Origin of the sequence: Pseudoalteromonas sp. SWXJZ94C (genome assembly GCF_015864385.1) — a bacterium.
In the GTDB taxonomy this organism is placed as follows: domain Bacteria; phylum Pseudomonadota; class Gammaproteobacteria; order Enterobacterales; family Alteromonadaceae; genus Pseudoalteromonas.
This window is the reverse complement of record NZ_JADYXF010000021.1, coordinates 1-23,729: the sequence shown is the minus strand read 5'-3', so window position 1 is coordinate 23,729 and position 23,729 is coordinate 1. Positions and strand designations below refer to the sequence as shown.

Genomic DNA, 23,729 nt, shown 5'->3' with positions numbered 1-23,729 from the left:
CTGTATCTGCTCGGATGTTATCGAACAGCAAATTGGTGGAGCTGGGGGGATTTGAACCCCCGTCCGAAAAGCCTCGACCGTCGGTACTACATGCTTAGTATTGTCATTTAATTAACCTTTAAGTCCCGGACAAACACGGTAAGTAAAGGCGAGGCCGCTTGGTTTTAGCGCTTCAACCCCGGCCAGGGTTTCCGTCGCGATCAGGTGTTAGGGTGACACTCCAAAATCTAGTCCACAAGAATACGTAGAAGGAGCGCTAGCGAGCCTAAGCTGCTAGAGAGTAGTTATCGTCGTTTGCGATTACTTTAGGTTGCGGCTGTTTAACGAGGCAAACCGCACCTCGACATGCACCTTGGGCGTCTTGAATTCCGTCGAATCCTAATCAGCCCCTGAATCAGTAAACTCATTCAGAGCGTGCAATTAGTATAACCGAGTAAAGTACTGATACTCAAGGGGTAAGACGCTTTTATTTTACTGATCTACGTCAACTGGACAATAAACGTCCATTAACCTGTAAATAGCAAGGTAATTAAACAACATTTGCTTAACATAACAACGTAGTTATGCTCAAATAGGGAGTTGCTTTTTTAATAGTAGGTAGAACTTTTGTATTAAAGCAACAGGGGTAATATAAAAATAATAACAGGCATATTAAGTAGGGAATAAATAAATGTCGGTTTTTTCATTTGATCAGAATTCAGGGGATTTATCTTTAATACAGCACCCTGTAGATAGTGGCTTTCCGGTAACTGGTACACAATTAATTGAGTTACTAGAACAATCGCCTTATTGTGAATTTGAAGTTATTTCAATCAATATTGGAAAGCTTTTTGCTCAGAGTAAAAACTATCAAAAAGAGTCTTTAATTGTTGCCAAAGCCGTTAAAGCTTCAATAACTATTAATGTTGATGAAAACAACATGATAGCGCAAGCAACAATTACGACGGCAAAAGGTGGTGCTTTGTTATCAATGGAAGACGCCCAAAAAGCGCTTGCTCATGCCGGTGTAAAAAAAGGTATTAGCCCTCGTGCACTAGATACATTTTTAGGGCAACAATTTGAGCAACCAGCTGGTAGCTCTTACAGTGCTGTAATAGCCCATGGGCGTAATCCTAAAAAAGGCAGCGATGCCAAATTTGTTCGTTTGTGTTCAACAGCCCAAGACCGAGTACTCAGCCCTCAAGCTAAAGAAGGCGGCAAGGTTGATATGAAAAACCTTGGTGCAATCATCACAGTAAAACCCGGTGCTCCTCTCATGCAACGAGTAGCAGCTACCCTTGGGGAGGATGGCTACACTGTATTTGGTGACTTAATTCCTGCAAGCCCAGGTAAAGAACTTCAATTACAACCATTTGAAGGCACTAAAATAGATCCAAACAACTCTAGTATATTGATTGCTGATTGCAAAGGTGTGCCCGTGGCGCTTCCTCGTGGTATGCGTGTTGATGATGTTTTATGTTTTGATAATGTTGATGTAAGTACTGGTCATGTTGATTTTGATGGCAGTGTAATTATCAGCGGCGATATAAAAGATGGTATGCGTGTTAAGGCAAATGGAGATATTACCGTTTTAGGATTTGTTGAATCAGGTATTGTTGAGAGTGAAAGTGCGGTAACAATAATGCTAGGTGCGATTGGTCGCAAGCGTGAAAACGAAGACGCATTTACATGTCTAATTACAGCTAAACGTACAATTTCGATTGGCTATGCTCAGTACTGCAATATAAAAACAGAACAAGATTTATTTATAGAGCGCCAATCTCTACATTGTGATTTAAGCGCTAAACGATTAATACGTGTAGGAAAAGCAAATAATCCACGAGGTAAAATTATTGGCGGAAATATTTTAGATGCAATGCATATAGAACTTGGTGAACTAGGTGCTCCTGCTGGTACTAAAACACGTGTTTTTTTGGCTCAGCATTGGTACGAACTTCGTCAAAAACAAATTCAAATTGCAGATTTTGAAAAAGTCCTTGCGAATAAATCTACCACCCTAGAACTTGCGCGAGTAAAAGCGAGTAAAATACAAGTTCCTGCTCAACGTCAGCTTTTTTTAGATAAAATAATTGCTAATGAGCACCATATACAAACTCGTTCAATTCAAGTGAAAAAACAAAAATTACTGGTTAAACAAAAAATGACTCAGTTATTAGCCACCAGTCGTTTAAAAGTGAATGAACAGATGCATCCGGGCGTGGAGCTTAAAATAGCGAAAGAATCAAAGCAGTTTTCGCGTATTTATCCGCCCCATTTAGTAAAATTAAGTGAAGGTAAAATTACTCAGTCGTTTTAGCATCGTCGCCATTAATATCGTCAGCGTCTAGCTCTGCGTCATTATCTTTTAGTGGCGCTAATGGCCAACCACCAAGTTGCTGCCAACGATTTACGATTAAGCAATAAAGTTCAGCTGTACGCTCTGTATCGTAAAGCGCCGAATGAGCTTGGCTATTATCAAATTCAATGCCCGCTGCACGACAAGCTTTAGCCAATACTGTTTGCCCTAACGCGAGCCCTGCAAGTGTGGTTGTATCAAAGCTTACAAATGGATGAAATGGCGTGCGTTTAATGTTATTACGCTCTATTGCAGCATTTAAAAAGCCATGATCAAATGCGGCATTGTGCGCCACAATTACAGAGCGCTGACATCCGGCTGCTTTTTGTGCTTTACGCACAACTTTACAAATATCTTTAATAACTTCATCTTCAGGTAAGGCACCGCGCAGTGGCGAGAATGGGTCTATACCATTAAACTCTATAGCTGCTTGTTCTATGTTTGCGCCTTCAAAAGGTTCTACATGAAAATGCACGGTATGATCAATGCTAAGCAACCCTTCGTCATCCATTTTTAAAACAGAAACAGCAATTTCTAATAAAGCATCGGTGTTTTTGTTAAAACCTGCGGTTTCAACATCAATAACCACTGGAAAAAAGCCGCGAAAGCGTTTTGCGAAAAGTGTTTGCTCAGTATTTGCCATAGTATTCTTGGTTTGTAGGTATAAGCCCTCTATTATGTCAAAAGTGAGGGCCTTTCGGCTAGTAGCTTGCAAGATTAATTACACCTAAAATTATAGGCATGTAATTTGCTTTACATTCATAGCTAGCTAAGCATAATTTACTTTTAATAGTAATTACGCTGCATTTTGCCAAATTATTGGCATGCCTGATTTATTGGAGAATACCCCATGACATTTAAGTCGTTATTTATTAGCCTAAGTATTACTGGTGTACTGTTAAGCAGTAGTGCCTACGCTGCTATGCGCCAATACACTGCAAACCAAGACAACTCAAATTGGGAAGTAGTTAAAACAACGCGCTTACAATGCCAATTAAATCATGAAGTTCCATATTACGGCGAAGCCATTTTTAAAGCTTCAGCAAGTAAAAACAAAAACCTAACCTTTAATTTAGATATGGTTGTACGCCCAGATAATTACGCTATTGCTGGTTTAAAAGCAGTTCCACCGTCTTGGCGAGCAGGCTTACCGGCCCGTGATATTGCTAACATGAAACTACTTAAAAAGTTTGACGGTGAACTTGGCAACAAAACAGCTTGGGAAATGCTAACCGAACTAGAAAAGGGCTACTACCCTACTTTTTACTATCAAGACTGGCAAAACAGTGCCGATAAAATTGCCGTTGGTATATCGAGCGTTAATTTTAAACAAGCTTATTGGGCATTTTTACAGTGTCGGGATGAGTTACTCCCCTACAGCTTCGAAGATATTTCATTTACTGTTATGAACTATCAATCGAACAGCAGTAAATTAACTAAGTCATCTCAACAACGTTTAAATAAAATTGCTGAATATTTAAAAAATGACGTGAGCATTGAATCTATTAGTATTGATTCATATACCGATAGCTACGGTGGACGTTGGAATAACTTAGATCTTTCGCGCAAGCGTGCTAAAACAATAAAAGATTACATGGTGAGTTTAGGTGTAGATGAAGCAAAAGTTCAAACAACCGGTTTAGGCGAAAAACGCTTTGTAGATACCAACGACAATATTTTAGGTCGCGACAAAAACCGCCGTTTAATTATTCAAATAGCTAAAATGTAATACTTAAGGGCATTTAGCCCTTAATGTTTAATTTATTTCGCTTAAAAAATTTATCACCAAATTGAAATACACCTAAGCTAATTAAAATAATAACAGCACCAATAATTAACTCCTTACTAAGTGATTCATTATTAAGCCAAGCACCCAAGCCTAAAGCAAAACTTGGCGTAATAAGTGTAGTAAGCGATACCGTACTAGCATTTAGGTTTTGCAATACATGAAAGTAAGCTAATGCCCCTATTAGCGACCCAAATATACCCAAGTAACCAATAGCCCATAAAGACTTAGCACTCCAACTATCTATATGTAATTCACCATCAAGCAACCACCAAGCCATAAAAAATAAAGGAGTTACAAAAACTAAAGCACCAAATGTGGTCGCCATAGGATGAATTGCTATTTGTACACGTTTTATCATCACGCCACTTAGACTAAAAAAACACACAGCCATAAACACATACAGTAAGCCTAGCCCTTGAGTTTGTGAGTTTTGTACTTGGTTATAACTTACAAAATATAAGCCGATTAAAGCGCACGCTAACGAAGCTAACTTAATTGGGCTAAATTTAGGTTCATTTAATAACTGTTGAGCAAGCAACCCCGACAAAATAGGCGCCAAGCCAAACATAAGCGAAATAATACCTGAAGGGACTGTTTTAGCTGCCATATAACTCAGTAACATGCCGCCAAAAATACCTATACTCGAATAAAAATAAAGTAGGCATGCATTTTTACTCCAAGGTACTCTAATGTTTGTAATGGCAACAATTAAGCCACCCAAAAACAATCCCACCAGCATACGCATTAATACAGCAAGCGTTGGCGATACAGTTTCACTACTCCATACAATACCCAGCGGAGTAGTAGACCATATAAGAACCATTAAAAAATAGGATGCTTTAATTGGCACGCGCCATTCCTTGCTAAGTAATTAAAATAAATGATGTTAAATTATACATTTAAAATGCTGATTGATACTTACTTAATCACTTTTTAATATGTTAAAAAACAGTTTTAAATTAGAAGCTGCGGTTTAATTGCAGTATTTTATTACAAAACTATTTAAGTTTTGGCAAACTAGTTATATCGTGCATATCTCTCACGATTTATCAGGATTATTAAGTGCTTAAAAATAAAACAATAGGTAGCATGTTAATTGTTGCAGGAACAACCATTGGTGCAGGCATGTTGGCACTTCCAATCGCTTCTGCGGGCTTAGGCTTTACTACTGCGCTTATACTCATTGTAGGAAGTTGGATGCTAATGACCTACACAGCATTGCTTATGTTAGAACTACACCAATATGCACCACGCGATGCAACTTTAAATACCTTAGCAAAGTTATGGCTTGGCAAACGCGGGCAATATATTGCTAACTTTTCGATGGTATTTTTATTTTATGCTCTATGCGCTGCTTATATTGCAGGTGGAGGCGCGCAACTACAAGAGAGAATAAATACTGGCTTTAATGTAAGTATAGCTCCACAATTTGGCTCAATTTTACTAGCAATTGTAATTGCGAGTGTAGTAACACTTGGCACAAGTAAGGTGGATCAATTTAATAGAGTGCTTTTTACTATAAAAATGATTGTATTAGGCAGCCTGTTTTATATGCTATCGCCGTATGTGCAAAGTACGCATTTATTAGAAATGCCTGTAGAGCAAGGTTTAATTCTCTCGGCTATTCCGGTTATATTTACCTCGTTTGGTTTTCATGGATCTATTCCTTCTATTGTTAAGTACGTAGGTCTTGAAATAAAAGTACTACGTAATGTAATGATTGCAGGTGCTGCATTACCATTGGTGATTTATATTTTTTGGCAGTTATTAAGCCAAGGAGTTATGAGCCAAGAGGATTTACTTAACAGTGAAGGACTCAGTGGATTTGTTGCAAGTGTTGCGAGTATTGCTCATAGCCCTAATGTGGCAATTGCCGTTAAACTCTTTGCAGACTTAGCGCTCGCAACTTCATTTTTAGGTGTGAGTTTGGGTTTATTCGACTTTTTTGCTGATGCCTTTAAAAAAGGTGATAACAAAACAGACCGTATTAAAACTGCATTAATTACCTTTATCCCACCTCTCGGTTTTGCAATATTTTATCCTCAAGGATTTATTATGGCACTGGGATACGCTGCAATTGCATTAGTAGTACTTGCGATATTCTTACCTGTGGCAATGGTTTATAAACAACGAGCTTCATCAGAAAAAACAGGTTATAAAGTAAAAAGCGGGAATATAGGGCTTGGTATAGCCGCTGTATGCGGTATAACAATTATTGCTGCGCAGTTTATGCAAATGGCTGGGCTTATTCCTGCAATTGGTTAGAAGTAGTTTCTCTTTATTTAAATTTCGCTAAAAAAAACCGCACATCATTATTAATGATGTGCGGTTTTTTTATTAACTGCGTTTATTTACAAACGTCAGCTACAGCATTCGAAAAGTATTCAATATTTGATTTACTAACACCAGCTACATTTACACGGCTAGAACCAACAATATAAATACCGTATTCTTTTTGTAGGCGAGCAATTTGCTCTTTATTAATACCTAAGAAAGAAAACATACCATTTTGACGCTCAATGAATGAGAAGTCTTGAGCAATATCTTTAGTTGCTAAGCTTTCTTTAATTAAAGTACGTAGACCATTTATGCGACTACGCATTTCATCAAGCTCTGAATGCCACATTTGTGTAAGCTCAGTGCTACTTAAAATAGTATTAACAATATCTGCACCATGCGCTGGTGGCATTGAGTAAATACTACGTACAACACTTAACATTACCGAGTTTGAAATATCAGCTGTCGCACTGTCTTTTGCAATAAGTGAACATGCACCAATACGCTCGCGGTACAAACCAAAGTTTTTAGAGCATGAAGAACAAATAATGAGTTCTTCTACTGCATCGGCTAAAATACGTAAGCCACGTGCATCTTCTTCAAGTGAAGCACCAAAGCCTTGGTATGCAATATCAACAAGTGGTGTAAAGCCCACTTCTTTTGCAAGTTCAGCAACTGTGTTCCACTGTGTTTCGTTTAAATCCATACCGCTTGGGTTATGACAACACGCATGTAGTAAAACCACATCACCTTTTGGCACTTTTTGAAGTGTGTTTATCATTTCGTCAAACAGTAAGTCTTTATTCTCGTAATCGTAATATGGGTATTCTTTTACCGTTAAGCCAGCAGCTTCAAATAAGCTAATATGATTAGCCCACGTTGGATTAGTTACCCACACTGTAGCATCTTTATTACAGCGCTTAATAAACTCAGCGGCAACGCGAAGTGCACCAGTACCACCAGGAGCTTGTGCTGTACGCACTCGATTAGCTAATAATGCTTTATGCTCGCCAAGTAACAGGCTTTCCATTTTTTGACAATAATCTAAATTACCCGCTAAACCAATGTAAGATTTGCTAGTTTCGTTTTCAAGGCGAAACGCTTCAGCTTTTTTAACCGATTTTAATACCGGCGTATTGCCTTGCTCATCTTTGTAAACACCTACACCTAAGTCAATTTTATTAGGGTTGGTATCTTGTTTATAGGCCGCCATAAGGCCAAGAATAGGATCTGTTGGTAATGGTTTTAATACTGAGAACATTGGCTATCTCTTATCGTTATTTAGGGGTTAGCTGTTGGTTTAAGCTTAACATAAAAGCACATCATATTGACTAGTGTTATTTACACTAGAAAGTGAGGAATTTTAATACAGCATGCGATTAATATCGCTAGAGACTTTTCATCAAAAAAGTCATTTTTAAATGCCTCTGCATCAACAATCCCTACACATTCGTTATGTGAATTAAAAAGGGGTAAGCATGCTTCTGACTTTACTTTTGGATCGCACGTATAGTATTCGCCACCTTGAGCTAAATATTGCTCAACATTATTAATAACACGCCCTGTGTTTGATAAAGCAACTTGAACATTATTACTACCCGCTGCAAATGCTTCAGTTAAAGGAAATAAAGAACGACTTGGCACGCCATGATAAGCCAACTTTAATAACTGCTTACCATCGCTTGTGTTTGTTGACTGATATATTCCATACCAATCAACACCTGTTTGTTGTTCAATGTAATTAACTATGTTTTGTAAGTTAGCAAGCTTAGCTTGTGTTGCCTCATCTTTCTTTACATAGTCAGTTAACTTAAATGGTTCATCTTGAAGGTAACCAAATAAACTACATGCTCCGCCCTCCCCTAGCTCTGGGATTTGATACTGCCAACAAACTTCTGGCAAAGATGAGCTTGCAAGGTATTGCTCAAGCTTTTCGAGCTCAGTTACAATTAGGTTTGAGTCAATACTAAGTTGTGCTTTTTGTAGGTAAGAAGAAATCATTTAGCCATCCATACTTCTAAAGTTTCAAGAATAATAGCATGGATATTTTTAGAGAGCTAGAGCATGTTGAGCTTTCAGGATCAGAATTTATTATATTTAGAGTAATTAAATAATGGCGAGTAATTTGTAACCTAATGCATAATTAAAAGGGAGTAAAAAAGCCATGCTCGTAAGAAAGGTCTTTAAACAGTCGCTGTATTATTTATGTGGCGCTTTTGTCTCTTTATAAGGAGCTTACATACCCCTTGCTGTACAAAAGCATATAACTATTAAGTAGACTACGAAACACTAACTCCTCTAACTTAGCTTGTAACACATTTCCACTTGATTCCCACTTGCGTTATACGTCACTTTTTCTGCAATTTCCTCTAATAGAGAAAGACCTCTACCAAACTCATTGTTACTACTTGAAAGTTCATGTGGTTTGCTATTAAACCCTCGTCCTGAATCACAAATAATAAAATATAAACTCAGTGTGTCTGGGCAATAACGCATATCAATAATAATCATTGCGTCAGCTAATGAGGCGAGTGCTTTTTCTCGCATTTCATAGTATTTGAAAAAACCATCATCTTGTTGTTTAATATTCGAATCTAGTCCCAATACGCCATGATCAAGCGCATTATTATAAGCTTCCGAGAGAAGTAAAAATATATTTGAACGATGTGCATTTAACCCCCCTACACTACTTAAAATATTAACCACATCATAAACAGGATCCGTTTGCTTTATTTGTTTGGCGTTTAAACTTAGTGATAAATTAAATGCCAATGTAGAAAAAGCTTCTCGTGCTTTTTCTTCTGGTGCTAAAGGTAAGCAATTAAGCAAAACAATACTTACATCATCTTCTTGCTTACTCCCATCTGCGAACCCACTAACATTATCAACAATGTCCTCACAGCTAACCATGGGTTTACTTTTTAATATTTGTAAAAAACGCTCTTCGCCAAAAAAAACATTATCTTTATTGCTTGTTTCTATAATGCCGTCAGTTGCTAAAGCTAAGCGTATTTGCGGGTTTGTTTCAAAGTGAATTACTTCATATTCAAACTCATGCTCATCTAAAATCCCCAATGCCATATGTTGAGATTCTAATGTTTGTTTAACATTACCTTCTCTATCAATTAAATAAGCATCCGGCAACCCACCTAACCATGCTGATATACTTTTACCTGAAGCACTAAGCTCTACAATTGTTGCAGCGCAAAACATATGTCCTGGTAACAAGTTATATAAAAGGATGTTTATTTCGCTGGCAATATCATTCACTGCCATGCCTTTTTGTACCATTGTATAAAACACGCGAGACGCAGGCAACGCACCTATCGCTGCAGCAAGACCATGACCTGTAAAATCACCAAGCATGCAATACAAGTTCCCTATTGGGCTTTGTGCGACTAAAAACATGTCTCCGTTAAACATAGAAGCTGGTGATAAATTAAAATCGAAATGCTCTTTGAACTTTCCTTGATTTTCTAATGAATTATTAAAAATATGTTCAATAATTTCATGTTCACGCTCGGTTTGATTATGATGATATTCAAGCAGCTTTTTTTGCTCATTCGCTTTTTTACTTAGCTCGCGAGTACGACTGTGGGCTTTGATTTTTGCATATAAAATGACTTTTTCAAAAGGCTTACGAATAAAGTCATCACCACCAACCTCTAAACAACGCTCAAAACTAGCTTGATCATCTAATGATGTAATAAAAATAATGGGTAGATATACTTCACTAAAGTATTTCTTTATTTTTTGTGCTGTTTCAAACCCATCCATTACAGGCATTAATACATCGAGTAAAACAATATCTATAGGCTCTTTCTCAAGTACCTTTAAAGCCTCGAGACCATTATAAGCCATAGATATTTTATACCCTTCAAGCTCTAGCATTTTGCTTAGCAAAATGCGGTTAAGCGCCTGATCATCTACAATTAGCACATGGGTCATTAGGAAATATCAAACTTTTTATCAAAACGTGAAATCTGTAATATTTTCCTAAGTTGTGGTTGGCAGTTACTTATCTCAATTGTGCTAACTTGGCTCTCTATCGTTTTTTTCATATTTAGTAACATGCCAAGCGCTGAGCTATCCATGTATTCTGTTTCTCTTAAATCAATAACTACCTTAACTGTGCTTTTACTTATTTGCGCGTATGCCTGGCGAAAAGACTGCACTAAATTAAAATCAAACTTACCTTTAATTTGGATTGTTAGCGTAGTGCCATCAACTGATTCATTTTTAGTTAAACTCATATACGGTTCCTAATAATATTTCCTTTGAACTAAATATAACCTGTTAAAAGTAATTAGCAAAAATAAAAACACACAAGCGCAAATTTGCTATCATTTACGGCATTGTTTAATTCATTTTATCTATACAGGTTAGGTATGAGTGATAGTCAGTTAGTATATTCAACGGATATGGGGCGTATAACCCAGCCAAAACCAGAAAAAGAAGTGTCTGGTAAAGTTTTTAAAGATGGTTTTGTACGTATTGAGCGTCAAACAAAAGGTCGTAAGGGTAAAGGTGTTATGCTGGTTGTAGGTATAGAACCAAAGGAACATGATTTAAAAAAATTGGCCAAAACAATTAAAAGCAAAATGGGTCAAGGCGGCGCTGTTAAAGAGGGCGTAATTGAAGTTCAAGGTGATGACCGAGATAAATTGAAAGCGATTTTAGAAAGCTTAAAATTTAAAGTGAAAATTGCGGGAGGTTAATCCCGCAATTTTTATATTTATGAAAAAGTGAGGGGATCACCTAATTTTTCAAACAGGTGTGGTAAATCACCTTCAGGAATTGGCCTGCTAAAATAGTAACCTTGCACAATGAAACAATTATTATTTTGCAAAAACTGAACCTGCTCTATCGTCTCAACACCTTCAGCAACTACATTTAATTTTAATTTTTGTGCCATAGCAATTATAGCCGCTGTAATTTCCATATCGTTACTGTCTTCTGGTATATCTTTTACAAATGAGCGGTCAATTTTTAATATATCAACGGGGAATCGTTTCAAATAACTTAATGATGAGTAACCGGTTCCAAAGTCATCTATAGAGATTGAAATACCTAATGCTTTAAGTTCATGTAATTGCGTTATAGCAGCCTCTACATTTCCCATTAGCATGCTTTCTGTAAGCTCTAAATGAATCCGTTTAGCTGATACACCTGATCTAATAATCATTTTACTTAGTGTTGGAACTAAGCTTGCGTCTTTAAATTGGCGTGCAGATAAATTAACTGAAATATTATTTTCTCGCCCTTGCTCTTTCAGCCTGGCAGCAAAATTACATGACTCTTGTAATACCCATTCACCTAACTCAACAATTAAACCTGTTGCTTCTGCAATCGGAATAAATTTAGTTGGGCAAATAACGCCTTCGGTTGGATGAAACCATCTTAATAACGCTTCATAACCCACTACATTATTATTACGACTATCAACCTGAGGCTGATAATAAACAACAAACTGTTTTTCTTTTAAGCCTTGTCGAAGTTCATTTTCGATAAACAACCGCTCATTAGCGGCTGCATTAAGTTCTTGGCTATAAAAATGGAATGTATTACGCCCTTTTGCTTTTGCTTCGTACATCGCTAAATCAGCATGTTTTAATAGCTGGTCTTCTTCAAGGCTATCGTAAGGAGCCATTGTTATACCTATACTCGCACTCACAATAACTTCATTGCTACCAAGCTTAATTGGAACATTTAACGTTTTCTGAATTGTATTGGCTACATCTGTTGCGTGTGTTTGATTCTCTATTCCACTGAGTAAAACCGCAAATTCGTCTCCACCCAAACGTGCAATGGTATCTTCAGCTCTAAGGCGTTTTTTCAGCCTGTTAGCAACTTCGACTAATAGTTGATCGCCAGCATCATGTCCAAGCGTGTCATTTATGCGTTTGAACTCATCCAAATCAAAATAAAACAGCGCAAAGGCATAATGCCCTCGCTCTGCAAGTGCCATTGATTTGCGTAATTGCATTCTAAAAAATGTTCTGTTTGCTAAACCCGTTAACGTATCAAAGTATGCAAGTTGCTCCATTTTACGTTGGCTTTCTTTTACAAACGAAATATCTTGTGCAGAAGCTACATAACTCGTTATTTTACCGTCATCTTCATGAATTGGAGATACACTAAGCGACACCCATATAGGCTGTTTATCTAACCCTTGAATAAGTGTATCGCCTCGCCAATAATTTCTACTGCGTAAATCAATATCTATATCGTCAACTAAAATAGCCATTTCTGTCGCTATAATGTTTAGCAAAGGCGCTCTGTTAAAGTGTTTTTCTGGAAAACCAGTCATTTCAAGCATTTTAGGGTTTACGTACTCAATAATAAAGTTTTCATCTGTTATCACCACCCCAGTACCTGAAAAGGCAACGGCTTTAGATAGACGATTTGCCGCTTTTTCAGCAATTTCTTTTTCAGTAATACGTTGATTTAAACCATTTATAAGTTTACGAATTTCTACAGTCATGTCTCTAAATGAGCCATTAAGAGTACCAATCTCATCTTTATTTTCTGGTGGAAATTCAATTTGTAACTGCCCTTGACCAAAGCTTGTAACTGCATAAACCAAGGTATGAAGCCTGCGAAGTACAAGTTGATAAAGCGCTTGATGTAGTAACAAAGCAACTAAAATTGCATATAGAATAAAAAGTCCAAAAAACTTCAGCTTCAAATCTTGTAAAGCTGATAGTGTGGAAGAACGCTTTTTATAAACACCTATATACCAATCTAAATCGTCAATCTTACGAATATTAATAATATGTGCCTCATCATTTTCTTTAAATGAATTGGCATATTCAGGAAGATGCATTTTTATTGCTTCATTAATGATTGACTGTAGCTCATCATTAACAAAATCCTTTGAATTAAGTGCTTTGCCTTTAACTCCATAACTTGTTAATAGTTCAGGGGTTATATCTGGATGTGCTAACACTTGACCTTTACTATCAAATACCAGCAGATGCTTTTCTTTATCACCAACAGGCAAATGAGATATTAAAGTATTAAGTGCTATATCGTTGCCCGTTACACCTAATAATTCGTTATCAACATAAACAGGAACAAGTAAGCTAATTACCCACTTATGCCACACTTTATCAAAATACACTTGCGACCACTTAGGCTCGCGAGTTGAAGTACTCTCACCTGTTGCATAGTTAAAACTAGAACCGCTTTTAAATTTATATCCCGCAGGTGTATTTAATGCCCAATCGGGTGGCGATATGCGAATAAAATTGTCTTGTGTAATAAGGTAAAAATTAAAAAAGTCGTGTACTAAGGTCGGTGCAATTATTCGCCATAACGACTCTGAATCATTTATTAACTGTTTATAAAATGGTGAATAATTTTCTTGAGGTAGGTAAGCAGCAGATAAACCGTCTGGTGATGCACTTCTAATTGAGCCATCGTTATTAAATTGTAATTGCGCTTTGTTTTTAAGGTCAATTGATTGTTGTTTTGAAAAAAGTTGTTCTGTTACTACATTGTTAGCTTGCTGAGCAATATTTTCTTTTGTTTTAATGCGTTCATTAAATTGGTTTATTAATAAATCAGTAGAGCTTTTTAGTACTTCGTGCTCTTCAAATACGAGTTGCTTTTCTTCTGATTTAAGCATTAAAGCAGCAGCACACACACCCGCAATCAAACAAATTGCAGAAATAAGCAGCGATAATTTTACACTTAAAGAATTCAATCCAAAACGCGATGGAGGGCGTCGATACACCACAGGCGAACCTTATTATTAGTAATTGTTATTATTTGAGTTTGTAGTTAGGAAATATACCAGATCCAGACCTTAATTATAAATTTTTTGTTAACTTTTTAAAAAATCACACTCGTTAAAAAATAAATATGACTTAACGTATTATTTAAGTACAAACTCTTTATTGACATTACTTGCAACTCTACATACATTGCTACGATGAATATTATTTACTCAAACATATTTTTTTCGTTTTTTAGCTTCTTTATATAAAAGAGGCTGATCTGTTTGTGAGATAAAATCAATCGAATAGTAAAGCCTCCCAACTGGGAGGCTTTTTTGTTTTTGCTGTGTAATCACGGCTTATTTTTTTGGAATGAGGAAACCAAAATGACAAATGATGTATTAAATACCCTAAGACACGATATAAATGAGATAGACTCCGACCTGCTTGTGTTATTAGCTAAACGTCGCCGGATTAGTCACGGTGTGGTTGAATACAAAATTGCCAATAACAAACCAATTCGCGATGAAGCACGTGAACTTGCATTATTAGAAAAGCTAATTGGCTACGGTAAATCACTTGGTTTAGATGCTTACTACGTAAACAATGTTTTTCAAACTATTTTGGAAGACTCTGTTTTACATCAACAAGCGATGCTGCAAAAAAACTTAAACCCAGATGCACTTACTGAAACCCATCGTGTTACTTATTTAGGCGGTCAAGGTTCATATAGTCAATTAGCATGTCACAAATATTTTAGCCGTCGCCCAGGAAAACTCATTGAAATTGGCTGTACCTCGTTTGACGAAATAACGAGTAAAGTAGAGAACGGTCAAGCTGACTTTGGGTTACTTCCTATCGAAAATACAAGCTCAGGTAGTATCAATGAAGTATTTGATTTATTACAACATGCTCAAGTTTCGATTGTAGGTGAAGTAACTCATAGTGTTGAACACTGCCTTCTAACGGTACCAAACACAGAGCTAAGTCAACTTACTAAAATATTCGCTCACCCTCAGCCGTTTGCGCAATGTAGCCGTTTTTTACAAGGGCTTGGCGATTTACAACACGAAACCTGCGACTCAACATCAAGCGCACTACAGTCGGCATTAACTACACCAAATAGTGCAGCAATTGGCTCTGCACAGGCTGGTAAAAACGTAGGGTTAGAAGTAATTAAGTCAAACCTTGCGAATCAAAGCGAAAATCATAGTCGCTTTATTGTTGTTTCTCGTAAGCCTTTACAAGTTTCAAATCAGATACCAACTAAAACAAGTTTAATTATGTCAACAAAGCAACAAGCTGGTTCATTGGCTGATGCCTTAATGATTTTTAAACAGCACAAAATAAACTTGGTTAAGCTTGAGTCTCGTCCTATGCCTGGTAACCCATGGGAAGAAGTGTTTTATGTGGACTTAGAAGCAAACCTAGCCGATAGCCAAGTAAAAGAAGCCCTAGAAGAGCTAAAAGAATACACGCAATACGTTCGTATACTTGGGTGTTACCAGAGTGAATCACTCCAAGCAGTTAGCGTTAATACTTAGAATCTATATAGCATTGCCGCATACTAAAAAGGTCTATTTGTAATAAATAGACCTTTTTAATAACTCAAACGAGTTAGCAATACTATTAGCTTACCAATTTAATCAAGCACTTTTGCATCATTAGCTTTATTTAATAGGCTTCTGCTTTGTGTTAAAAAGTGCTCAGTTGAATCTGAAAAATATACCTTAGCGTCAGCAAAAGCATCAATAAGTGCACTTTTATCTCCTGCTTTTAGTTTATCCAGCGTTTGTGCAAATGTATCTTGGTATTGCGCGAGTAAATTTTCGACATCGTCAAATTGCGCCAACATAATATCTGAATACAGCTCTGGAGATTGAGCAAACAAACGCCCTACCATCATTAATTCAAGCTGATAAATTGGTGACGAACAGCTGCGTAACTCTTCTAGTGTATGGCTTTGCTTTGCTAAAAACTGTCCGTAAACAAACGTTGTTAAATGGCGCATTACTTGGATTATTTGCATTGCTTCATCGTGTTTTTTTGCATTCAGCTCTACAAGTTGGCAACCCCATACCTGTAACTGATTTAATAACCCTTTAGCTGCGCTAGGGTCTCGTCCTTCACAAACCACTACAGTTTGTTTTACCCAATGTGATATATCTGGACCAAACATAGGATGAAGTCCAACAACGGGACCACTATGTGCTGCTTTTAATGCTTTTATTGGCGCTTGTTTAACCGATGTAATATCTACTAATAGACAATCATCGTCGAGTTTAGGTAAATCGTTAACCACTTTTTCTAATGAGTTAATTGGCACACTAATTAAAACGAGCTTTGCACCTTTTAAAATATCTACTGCTTGTGATTGATTATGTTTATCGAGGGATTTTACTTCATAACCAGAACGCTCAAATTGTTTAGCAAACAATTTACCCATAACACCTTCCCCACCAACAATAACAATTGGTGAAAGATCACATGCAACACAAGCAAGTTTAGACTGCTGATTTTGATACGCTTCGCGCATCATTCGTCTAAGTATATCTTCAACTAAATCTGGGCTTACATTTTGATTTATTGCTTCTTGGCGTCTTGCTGCTAATAACTGAGCTTCTCGCTCTGGATCATGCAATGGCGCACCCGTTTGTTGTTTAAACGCACCTATTTTTTGAGTGATTCCATTACGTCTTGCAAGTAAGGCAACCAGTTGAGTATCGCATTCATCTATACCATCTCTTAACTGGGCTAAATCTATAATATCTGCCACGTTCTTGTCCCACCTTAAAACATTAAATCGTAAATTTAAATTTACATATAAGTAAACTAATCAATACGATAAATACTAACAGGATACGTTAGCTGTTAAAAGAGCAGATCTAGTTTAGTAAACAAAAAGTGAGGTAAAAAGGCAAAGCCGTATTTAATGGATGTTATTACTTATAATTCTAATTAAATTGAAATATTGGCTCTACAGATTAAAGCTTACAATCTTTAAGTAGTTTTATATAAAGCAGTTATATTTTGGGCTCTACACCTCTTAAATCATAACTAGATACTTATGATGTTATTAGGTTGAGTAAATAAGTGACTTTTAATGCGGTGAGCTATTTAATTTTTTAGAACATCTAATGCAGGAATAAAACTGGTATTAAATACAACTAATATAAATACAGTTTAATGTGACTACTTTATTAATTATAAATTTATTTATAAAAACCAAAACGGGCTGCATCCCAAAGGATGCAACCCGTTTTTTTGCGTTGATAAATAACGCGTATTAGTTAAGCTTTTCTCTAATACGTGCAGATTTACCAGAACGCTCACGTAGATAGTAAAGCTTAGCACGGCGAACTGCACCGCGACGCTTAACTGTTACGCTATCAATAAGAGGGCTGTGCGTTTGGAATACACGCTCAACGCCTTCACCGTTCGAAATTTTACGAACTGTGAATGCTGAGTGAAGACCACGATTACGCTTAGCGATTACAACACCTTCAAAGGCCTGTAGACGCTCTTTTGCACCTTCTTTTACTTTTACCTGTACAACCACTGTATCACCAGGGCCAAATGCAGGTACGTCTGTTTTAAGCTGCTCATCTTCAAGCGCTTTAATAATATTTTGGTTTACTTTTGCCATTATGTTTCTCACTTTCCTAGGTGTAACTGTCTTCTAGCCACAAGCTTTTTGGTACTCTTGCTGAAATTTCGCGAGTAATACCGCTTGCTCCTCAGTCAGAGCTAGGTTATGCAACAAGTCAGGACGTCGTAGCCAAGTTCTACCTAATGACTGCATAAGCCGCCATTTTGCTATCTCTTGGTGGTTTCCACTGAGCAATACAGCAGGCACCTGTTTGTCGTCCAATGTTTCTGGTCGTGTATAGTGTGGACAATCTAACAAGCCATCCGAAAATGAATCTTGTTCTGCTGACTGGTTATGACCTAACACACCTGGCACCAATCGCGCTACTGCGTCAATTAATGTCATGGCAGGTAGTTCACCACCACTCAAAATAAAATCACCAATTGACCATTCTTCGTCAACGTATGACTCTATTATTCTCTCATCTATACCTTCATAGCGACCGGCAATCAAAATCAGTTTTTTAGAGTTAGCGAGTTCGCTAGCGCCTTGCTGATCAAGTTTGCGCCCTTGCGGGGACATATAAATTACTTTAGCACCATCACCAGCTGCTTTTTTAGCTTCGGCAATCGCTTTTTTTAATGGCTCAACCATCATTAACATACCAGGTCCGCCCCCGTAAGGACGGTCATCTACGGTTCTATGCTTATCTAAAGCGTAGTCTCGTGGATTCCAGCAGTTAAAATCAATTAAGCCATTTTTTACTGCGCGACCGGTAACACCTTGGTCTGTAATAGCGTCAAACATGTCTGGAAAAAGGCTTATCACCCCTACCCATAATGAACTAATTTGCGTCATTAAAAACCAGGATCCCAGTCTACGGTAATTTCTCTTGCGTCGTATTTAACTTCTTTAATAACTGAATCAGTTAAAAAAGGAATCAAACGCTCAGCTTGACCAAATGCGTCTTTACTGTTTGCTTTCACAACCAGTACGTCATTTGATCCTGTCTCCATCAGGTCATCAACAATACCTAAGCTATAACCTTTATCGGTTACAACAGACATGCCAATGAGATCTCGCCAATAGAACTCACCTTGCGGGAGTTCTGGTAAATGCGCTGCATCCATTGAGATTTCAGCATGGGTATAAGCCATTGCTTCGTCTCGGTCGTTTACCTGCGCAAATTTAGCGATAAAGCCTTTGTTGTGGCGACGCCAGTCGACCACTTCTAAGGACTGCCATTTACCTTGCTGCCCTATCAACCACGGGCTGAAATCGAAGATCCCTACGGGATCATCAGTAAATGAATGTACCTTAAGCCAGCCCTTTATACCATATGGGGCACCGAGCTTTCCTACGACAATTATTGATGAGGTGTTCTCTTGACTCATGGTTACACTTACGCCTATTAAGCCGCTTTACGAGCGTCTTTTACTAACTTAGCTACGCGATCTGAAAGAGATGCGCCCTGACCTACCCAGTGTTCAACACGTGGTAAATCTAAACGAATTTTTTCTTCTTGACCTGAAGCAATTGGGTTAAAAAAGCCTACTTTCTCGATGAAGCGACCGTCACGCGAGAAACGGCTATCCGCAACCACAATTTGATAGAAAGGGCGTTTTTTAGCGCCACCACGTTGCAAACGAATAGTTACCATACCGTCCTCTATAAAGATTGACTGTTTTCATTAATAAGATTTACTCCCCAGAATGGGGAGCTGGGGAATTGTACGAGTTTTTGGCAATAACGCAAGTAAGAAGTGAACCTAAAAGGCAGTTTAGTAGGTTAAACCGTGATCTCAACGACAAATAAGGGTTAAAGGTGTATTACATGCATAATTTATTCAACAAAAAAGGAGCTATTTGCTCCTTTAAATATGATTCGCTATTATTTTAAAAAGTAACTTAATGGTACTTTTTAAAATTTAGGACCACCGCCACCCATCATTCCAGGTGGTAACATGCCTTTCATACCACGCATCATTTTGGTCATGCCGCCTTTACCTTTCATTTTTTTCATCATTTTTTGCATTTGCGTAAATTGCTTAAGCAACTTATTAATCTCTTGTACTTGTGTACCAGAGCCTGCTGCAATACGTTTTTTACGCGAACCTTTAATGATTTCTGGGCGAGCACGTTCTTTTTTAGTCATCGAGCTAATAATGGCTTCCATTTGAATAAATGTTTTATCGCCCATTTGACCTTTAACTGCATCTGGTAAGTTAGACATACCTGGAAGCTTATCGAGCATAGACATCATGCCACCCATGCTTTTCATTTGCTTTAATTGATCAGCAAAATCATCAAGGGTAAACCCTGCACCTTTAAATACTTTTTCAGCAACTCTGGCAGCTTGCTCTTTATCTACTTTCATCTCGACTTCTTCGATTAATGAAAGTACATCACCCATGCCTAAAATACGCGACGCTATACGGTCTGGATGGAAAGGTTCTAGTGCATCAGTACGCTCACCAACACCCATGAACTTAATAGGCTTACCCGTAATGTGACGAATAGATAAAGCAGCACCACCACGTGCATCACCATCGGTTTTTGTTAATATAACACCGGTAAGTGGTAATGCTTCGTCAAATGCTTTTGCTGTATTTGCCGCATCTTGACCTGTCATTGCATCAACAACGAACAAGGTCTCAATTGGATTGATTGCTTTGTGAAGATCTTTAATCTCGTCCATCATGTCGCTATCAACATGTAAACGACCGGCTGTATCAACTAATACAACATCAATAAATTTCTTTTTCGCATGAGATATTGCTGCTGTAGCAATATCTACTGGCTTTTGCGATATATCACTTGGGAAAAAATCAACACCAACTTCTTCTGCAAGTGTTTCTAACTGTTTGATTGCCGCTGGACGGTACACGTCGGCGCTCACTACAAGTACAGATTTTTTCTTACGTTCTTTTAAAAACTTCGCTAGTTTAGCTACGCTGGTTGTTTTACCTGCACCTTGTAAACCGGCCATCATAACAACAGCTGGCGGCTGTGCATTTAGGCTTAGCTCTTCATTAGCCTCACCCATGGCTTTTTCGAGTTCTTCACGTACTATTTTTACAAATACTTGGCCAGGGCTTAGGCTTTTTGTAACTTCTACACCTACAGCACGCTCTTTAACTTGTTTTACAAAATCGCGTACAACAGGCAACGCCACATCGGCTTCTAAAAAAGCCATACGCACTTCACGAAGAGTGTCTTTAATATTATCTTCAGTCAGGCGGCCACGACCACTGATATTTTTTAAGGTTTTACCTAATCGTTCTTGGAGGTTCTCAAACATGAATCGGTTCCGATAAGACGTTATATCAAACCTAATCAAAGGTCTTTATATGCAGACACTTAATTGATGAGATTGATATTATTAAATTTGAATTAAAAACAGTATACCGTAAATGGTGCCGGACAATACAGTGTTCAAGTGCAGCTAGTTGAGTTTCTTTTTTTAAGGTCTATCCATTTGCTTTGCTATAAAATACAATGGTTGTATAACAACAAGATTTTTTTGACTCAAATTAAGTGGCCAAGCACAATGCTGATTATTAGTTTAACTATTATTGCCAGTTTATTTTATGTGTTAGCAACGTCTCACGTGCTATCACGACTGTTTCATAAACAAGGTCCTAGCCAAAAAGTAACTGTAATACTAAGTACGGTTGCAATAGTGGCGCATATGCTGTTGTTGGTAAATTCTGTATTTCGTTCCGACGGTCAAGATTTAAGTATTGTTAATGTGGCTTTATTAACCTGTTGGGTCATTGTTGTATCAGTTACAACCGTCTCGTTAAAGTTTCCGGCTACGTTACTGTTGCCTGTGGTATATGCTTTTGCAGCTCTGTTAAGTATTGCCAGCTTATTTATTCCTCACCATATTTTATTGCAAAGTATTAATGTTGAAGTAGGTCTCGTTACTCATATTTCATTATCTTTACTTGCTTACTGTATTTTAATCATTGCTACTTTATATGGTGTACAGTTTTACTTTATTGATAAACGCTTAAAACGTAAAGACCTTGCTATAGTGCATAGTCATCTACCTCCTCTAATGGTAGTTGAACGCCAATTATATCAATTACTTAATTTGGGCACTATATTGCTTACCTTAGCATTGTTGTCAGGGTTTATATTTCTTGATGGAATGTTTGCAAAAGAGTTTATACACAAAACGATATTGTCATTAATCGCATGGGCAATTTTTGCGATAGCTGCATTAGGACATATGAAACAAGGATGGAGAGGAAAACCAGTCGTTATTACCATCATGGTCGCAGCATTTATCCTCACACTTGCTTATTTTGGTAGCCGTTTCATACAAGAAGTAGTACTTAATAAGTTTTAACTTGACTCTGCTTGCTCACTCTAGCTTAATACGCATTGATTTATAAGAAAAGGATCCATCGTTGGACGACATATCGACAAGTACCCTGTTTATCATCTTAGGTTTATTGGTGCTTTTTTCTGCTTATTTTTCGGGTTCAGAAACCGGAATCATGTCAATCAATCGTATACGTCTGCGACATCTTGCTAAACAAGATCATCGTGCAGCTAAACGAGTCAGTAAACTACTTAGCCGTCCGGATAGGCTTATAGGTTTAATATTAATTGGTAACAACTTAGTCAATATTGCTGCAGCTCAAGTAGCTACTATTATTGGTATTCGTTTGTATGGTGATTTAGGTATTGCTATTGCGACCGGGGTATTAACTCTCGTTATACTTATATTTGCTGAGGTAACACCAAAAACACTTGCAGCTTTGTATCCTGAAAAGGTGGCATTTCCAAGCTCTGTTGTTTTAAAAGGTCTATTAAAAATATTATTCCCATTTGTGCTTATTATTAACTGGTTAACGAATGGTTTATTACGATTGTTTGGTATAACAACAGCACAAATAGAAGAGCACAGCTTAAGTAAAGAAGAATTAAAAACAGTGGTTAACGAATCAGGTGCCCTACTTCCTGCTCGCCATCAAAGCATGCTAACTTCGATTTTAGATTTAGAACAAGTAACCGTTGAAGATATTATGATCCCACGTAATGAAATTGTGGCGATAGATATTAACGATGAATGGAAATTAATTAGCAGACAACTTACATACTCACAACACACTCGTGTATTACTCTACCGAGATAATATTGATGATGCTGTAGGTTTCATTCACTCACGCGACGCACTTCGTTTACTTACAAAAGAGCAATTTGATAAGCCTTCGTTACTACGTGCCGTACGTGAAATTTACTTTATTCCAGAAGGTACGTCACTAAACACCCAGCTATTAAAGTTTCAACAATCCAAAGAACGTATTGGCTTAGTTGTTGATGAATATGGTGACATTCAAGGTCTTGTAACACTCGAAGATATTTTGGAAGAAGTGGTAGGCGATTTCACAACAACACAAACACGTACACCTAGTGAAGAGGTTACAACTCAAACAGATGGTTCGTGTATTGTTGATGGCGGTGCAAACGTTCGTGATTTAAATAAAGAGATGGGCTGGGATTTCCCACTTGATGGACCTAAAACACTTAGCGGACTAATTATCGAATACCTAGAAAACATCCCTGATGCTAATATCAGTTTACGTATTGCGGGTTATCCTGTTGAAGTACTCGAAGTAAAAGAGAACATGATAAAACAGGTTAAAATACTGCCTAATAAACGAAAGCATTAAAACTAAAAAAGGAGCCCAATGGCTAATGCCGATCAGTTAAGAAATATTTAACGATCCATTGACCGATCTTCTGGTTAGTTTATAAAGGCTTCTGAATTTATTTAGGAGCCTTTTATTTTGCAACTCACTACCGCACTTTCTCTAGCCAATAGCTACGCACCCAATTCAGAAGGCTTAGGTCAGCTGAGTGATTTTTTATGCCCTGAGTTTATCAAACAATGCGCAGAAACAGCTGGTGTCGCGACGATAAGAAAAAGAAGGCTTCCTGTTGAGATGGCCGTTTGGACAGTCATTTGTATGTCGTTTTATCGTGAAGACCCACTGTGGAGTAT

The 23,729-nt window shown here is 37.5% G+C and carries 21 protein-coding genes and 1 other RNA gene; 8 read left to right on the top strand and 14 right to left on the bottom strand.

Going from position 1 to position 23,729, the window contains the following annotated elements:
• Positions 1–33 precede the first annotated feature (33 nt).
• Positions 34–390, bottom strand: a transfer-messenger RNA (tmRNA) gene (gene ssrA, locus I6F65_RS10660).
• Positions 391–670: 280 nt separating this feature from the next.
• Between ssrA and I6F65_RS10655 the strand changes: the two genes are divergently transcribed.
• A complete protein-coding gene (locus I6F65_RS10655; protein WP_197112812.1) occupies positions 671–2,296 on the top strand; it encodes a DUF342 domain-containing protein in 1,626 nt (541 codons plus the stop codon).
• On the opposite strand, the gene rnt is transcribed toward I6F65_RS10655, so the two are convergent.
• Positions 2,280–2,978 (bottom strand): ribonuclease T, encoded by a 699-nt coding sequence (rnt, locus tag I6F65_RS10650; protein ID WP_197112810.1) that lies wholly within the window; start codon positions 2,976–2,978, stop codon positions 2,280–2,282. The genes I6F65_RS10655 and rnt overlap by 17 nt on opposite strands.
• Positions 2,979–3,185: 207 nt before the next feature.
• Here rnt and I6F65_RS10645 point away from each other — a divergent pair, with 207 nt between their 5' ends.
• The gene (locus tag I6F65_RS10645) at positions 3,186–4,064 is read left to right on the top strand and encodes an OmpA family protein (RefSeq protein WP_197112808.1); all 879 of its coding nucleotides are present in this window, start codon (positions 3,186–3,188) and stop codon (positions 4,062–4,064) included.
• 13 nt (positions 4,065–4,077) lie between these two features.
• On the opposite strand, the gene I6F65_RS10640 is transcribed toward I6F65_RS10645, so the two are convergent.
• On the bottom strand, positions 4,078–4,974 hold the full coding sequence (locus tag I6F65_RS10640) for a DMT family transporter (protein ID WP_166114311.1): 897 nt from the start codon (positions 4,972–4,974) through the stop codon (positions 4,078–4,080).
• Positions 4,975–5,186: 212 nt separating this feature from the next.
• On the opposite strand from I6F65_RS10640, the gene tyrP reads away from it, so the two are divergent.
• The gene (tyrP, locus tag I6F65_RS10635; protein WP_197112806.1) at positions 5,187–6,389 is read left to right on the top strand and encodes a tyrosine transporter TyrP; all 1,203 of its coding nucleotides are present in this window, start codon (positions 5,187–5,189) and stop codon (positions 6,387–6,389) included.
• Between the two features lie 82 nt (positions 6,390–6,471).
• Here tyrP and I6F65_RS10630 read toward each other — a convergent pair whose 3' ends face one another.
• The 4 genes from I6F65_RS10630 to I6F65_RS10615 all read right to left on the bottom strand — a co-directional run bounded on the left by I6F65_RS10630 (position 6,472) and on the right by I6F65_RS10615 (position 10,654).
• A complete protein-coding gene (locus I6F65_RS10630; protein WP_024610192.1) occupies positions 6,472–7,662 on the bottom strand; it encodes an amino acid aminotransferase in 1,191 nt (396 codons plus the stop codon).
• 80 nt (positions 7,663–7,742) lie between these two features.
• Positions 7,743–8,402, bottom strand: coding sequence for a GAF domain-containing protein (locus I6F65_RS10625; protein WP_197112804.1), 660 nt, complete (start codon positions 8,400–8,402; stop codon positions 7,743–7,745).
• A 297-nt stretch (positions 8,403–8,699) separates the two neighbouring features.
• Entirely contained in the window at positions 8,700–10,349 is a 1,650-nt protein-coding gene (locus tag I6F65_RS10620) for a fused response regulator/phosphatase (RefSeq protein WP_197112795.1), read from the bottom strand.
• Complete coding sequence (locus tag I6F65_RS10615; protein ID WP_024610195.1) at positions 10,349–10,654, bottom strand: STAS domain-containing protein; 306 nt, start codon at positions 10,652–10,654, stop codon at positions 10,349–10,351. The genes I6F65_RS10620 and I6F65_RS10615 overlap by 1 nt, the downstream gene beginning before the upstream one ends.
• A gap of 135 nt (positions 10,655–10,789) precedes the next feature.
• Between I6F65_RS10615 and I6F65_RS10610 the strand changes: the two genes are divergently transcribed.
• Complete coding sequence (locus I6F65_RS10610; RefSeq protein WP_197112793.1) at positions 10,790–11,119, top strand: stress response translation initiation inhibitor YciH; 330 nt, start codon at positions 10,790–10,792, stop codon at positions 11,117–11,119.
• Positions 11,120–11,136: 17 nt separating this feature from the next.
• Here I6F65_RS10610 and I6F65_RS10605 read toward each other — a convergent pair whose 3' ends face one another.
• Positions 11,137–14,142: an EAL domain-containing protein gene (locus tag I6F65_RS10605; protein WP_197112791.1), complete on the bottom strand. Its 3,006-nt coding sequence runs from the start codon at positions 14,140–14,142 to the stop codon at positions 11,137–11,139.
• A 366-nt stretch (positions 14,143–14,508) separates the two neighbouring features.
• Between I6F65_RS10605 and I6F65_RS10600 the strand changes: the two genes are divergently transcribed.
• The gene (locus tag I6F65_RS10600) at positions 14,509–15,666 is read left to right on the top strand and encodes a chorismate mutase (protein ID WP_024610198.1); all 1,158 of its coding nucleotides are present in this window, start codon (positions 14,509–14,511) and stop codon (positions 15,664–15,666) included.
• 98 nt (positions 15,667–15,764) lie between these two features.
• Here I6F65_RS10600 and tyrA read toward each other — a convergent pair whose 3' ends face one another.
• From tyrA to ffh, 6 genes are all read right to left on the bottom strand, one after another.
• Positions 15,765–16,898 carry a bifunctional chorismate mutase/prephenate dehydrogenase gene (gene tyrA / locus I6F65_RS10595; protein ID WP_024610199.1) on the bottom strand — a complete coding sequence of 378 codons (1,134 nt, stop codon included), beginning with the start codon at positions 16,896–16,898 and terminating at the stop codon, positions 15,765–15,767.
• Positions 16,899–17,408: 510 nt separating this feature from the next.
• Positions 17,409–17,768, bottom strand: coding sequence for a 50S ribosomal protein L19 (gene rplS / locus I6F65_RS10590; protein ID WP_007581406.1), 360 nt, complete (start codon positions 17,766–17,768; stop codon positions 17,409–17,411).
• A 33-nt stretch (positions 17,769–17,801) separates the two neighbouring features.
• Positions 17,802–18,569, bottom strand: coding sequence for a tRNA (guanosine(37)-N1)-methyltransferase TrmD (trmD, locus tag I6F65_RS10585; protein WP_197112789.1), 768 nt, complete (start codon positions 18,567–18,569; stop codon positions 17,802–17,804).
• Positions 18,569–19,105: a ribosome maturation factor RimM gene (gene rimM, locus I6F65_RS10580; protein WP_010554631.1), complete on the bottom strand. Its 537-nt coding sequence runs from the start codon at positions 19,103–19,105 to the stop codon at positions 18,569–18,571. Before rimM ends, trmD begins: the two co-directional genes overlap by 1 nt.
• A gap of 17 nt (positions 19,106–19,122) precedes the next feature.
• Positions 19,123–19,371, bottom strand: a complete 249-nt coding sequence (rpsP, locus tag I6F65_RS10575) for a 30S ribosomal protein S16 (RefSeq protein WP_002962192.1) — start codon at positions 19,369–19,371, stop codon at positions 19,123–19,125.
• Positions 19,372–19,631: 260 nt separating this feature from the next.
• Entirely contained in the window at positions 19,632–21,011 is a 1,380-nt protein-coding gene (gene ffh, locus I6F65_RS10570) for a signal recognition particle protein (RefSeq protein WP_024610200.1), read from the bottom strand.
• Between the two features lie 249 nt (positions 21,012–21,260).
• On the opposite strand from ffh, the gene I6F65_RS10565 reads away from it, so the two are divergent.
• The 3 genes from I6F65_RS10565 to I6F65_RS10555 form a co-directional block, all read left to right on the top strand.
• Positions 21,261–22,067, top strand: coding sequence for an inner membrane protein YpjD (locus tag I6F65_RS10565; protein WP_024610201.1), 807 nt, complete (start codon positions 21,261–21,263; stop codon positions 22,065–22,067).
• Between the two features lie 61 nt (positions 22,068–22,128).
• Positions 22,129–23,397: an HlyC/CorC family transporter gene (locus I6F65_RS10560; protein WP_024610202.1), complete on the top strand. Its 1,269-nt coding sequence runs from the start codon at positions 22,129–22,131 to the stop codon at positions 23,395–23,397.
• Positions 23,398–23,514: 117 nt separating this feature from the next.
• On the top strand, positions 23,515–23,729 hold a 215-nt coding region (locus I6F65_RS10555; RefSeq protein WP_197112787.1), incomplete at its 3' end, for a transposase domain-containing protein.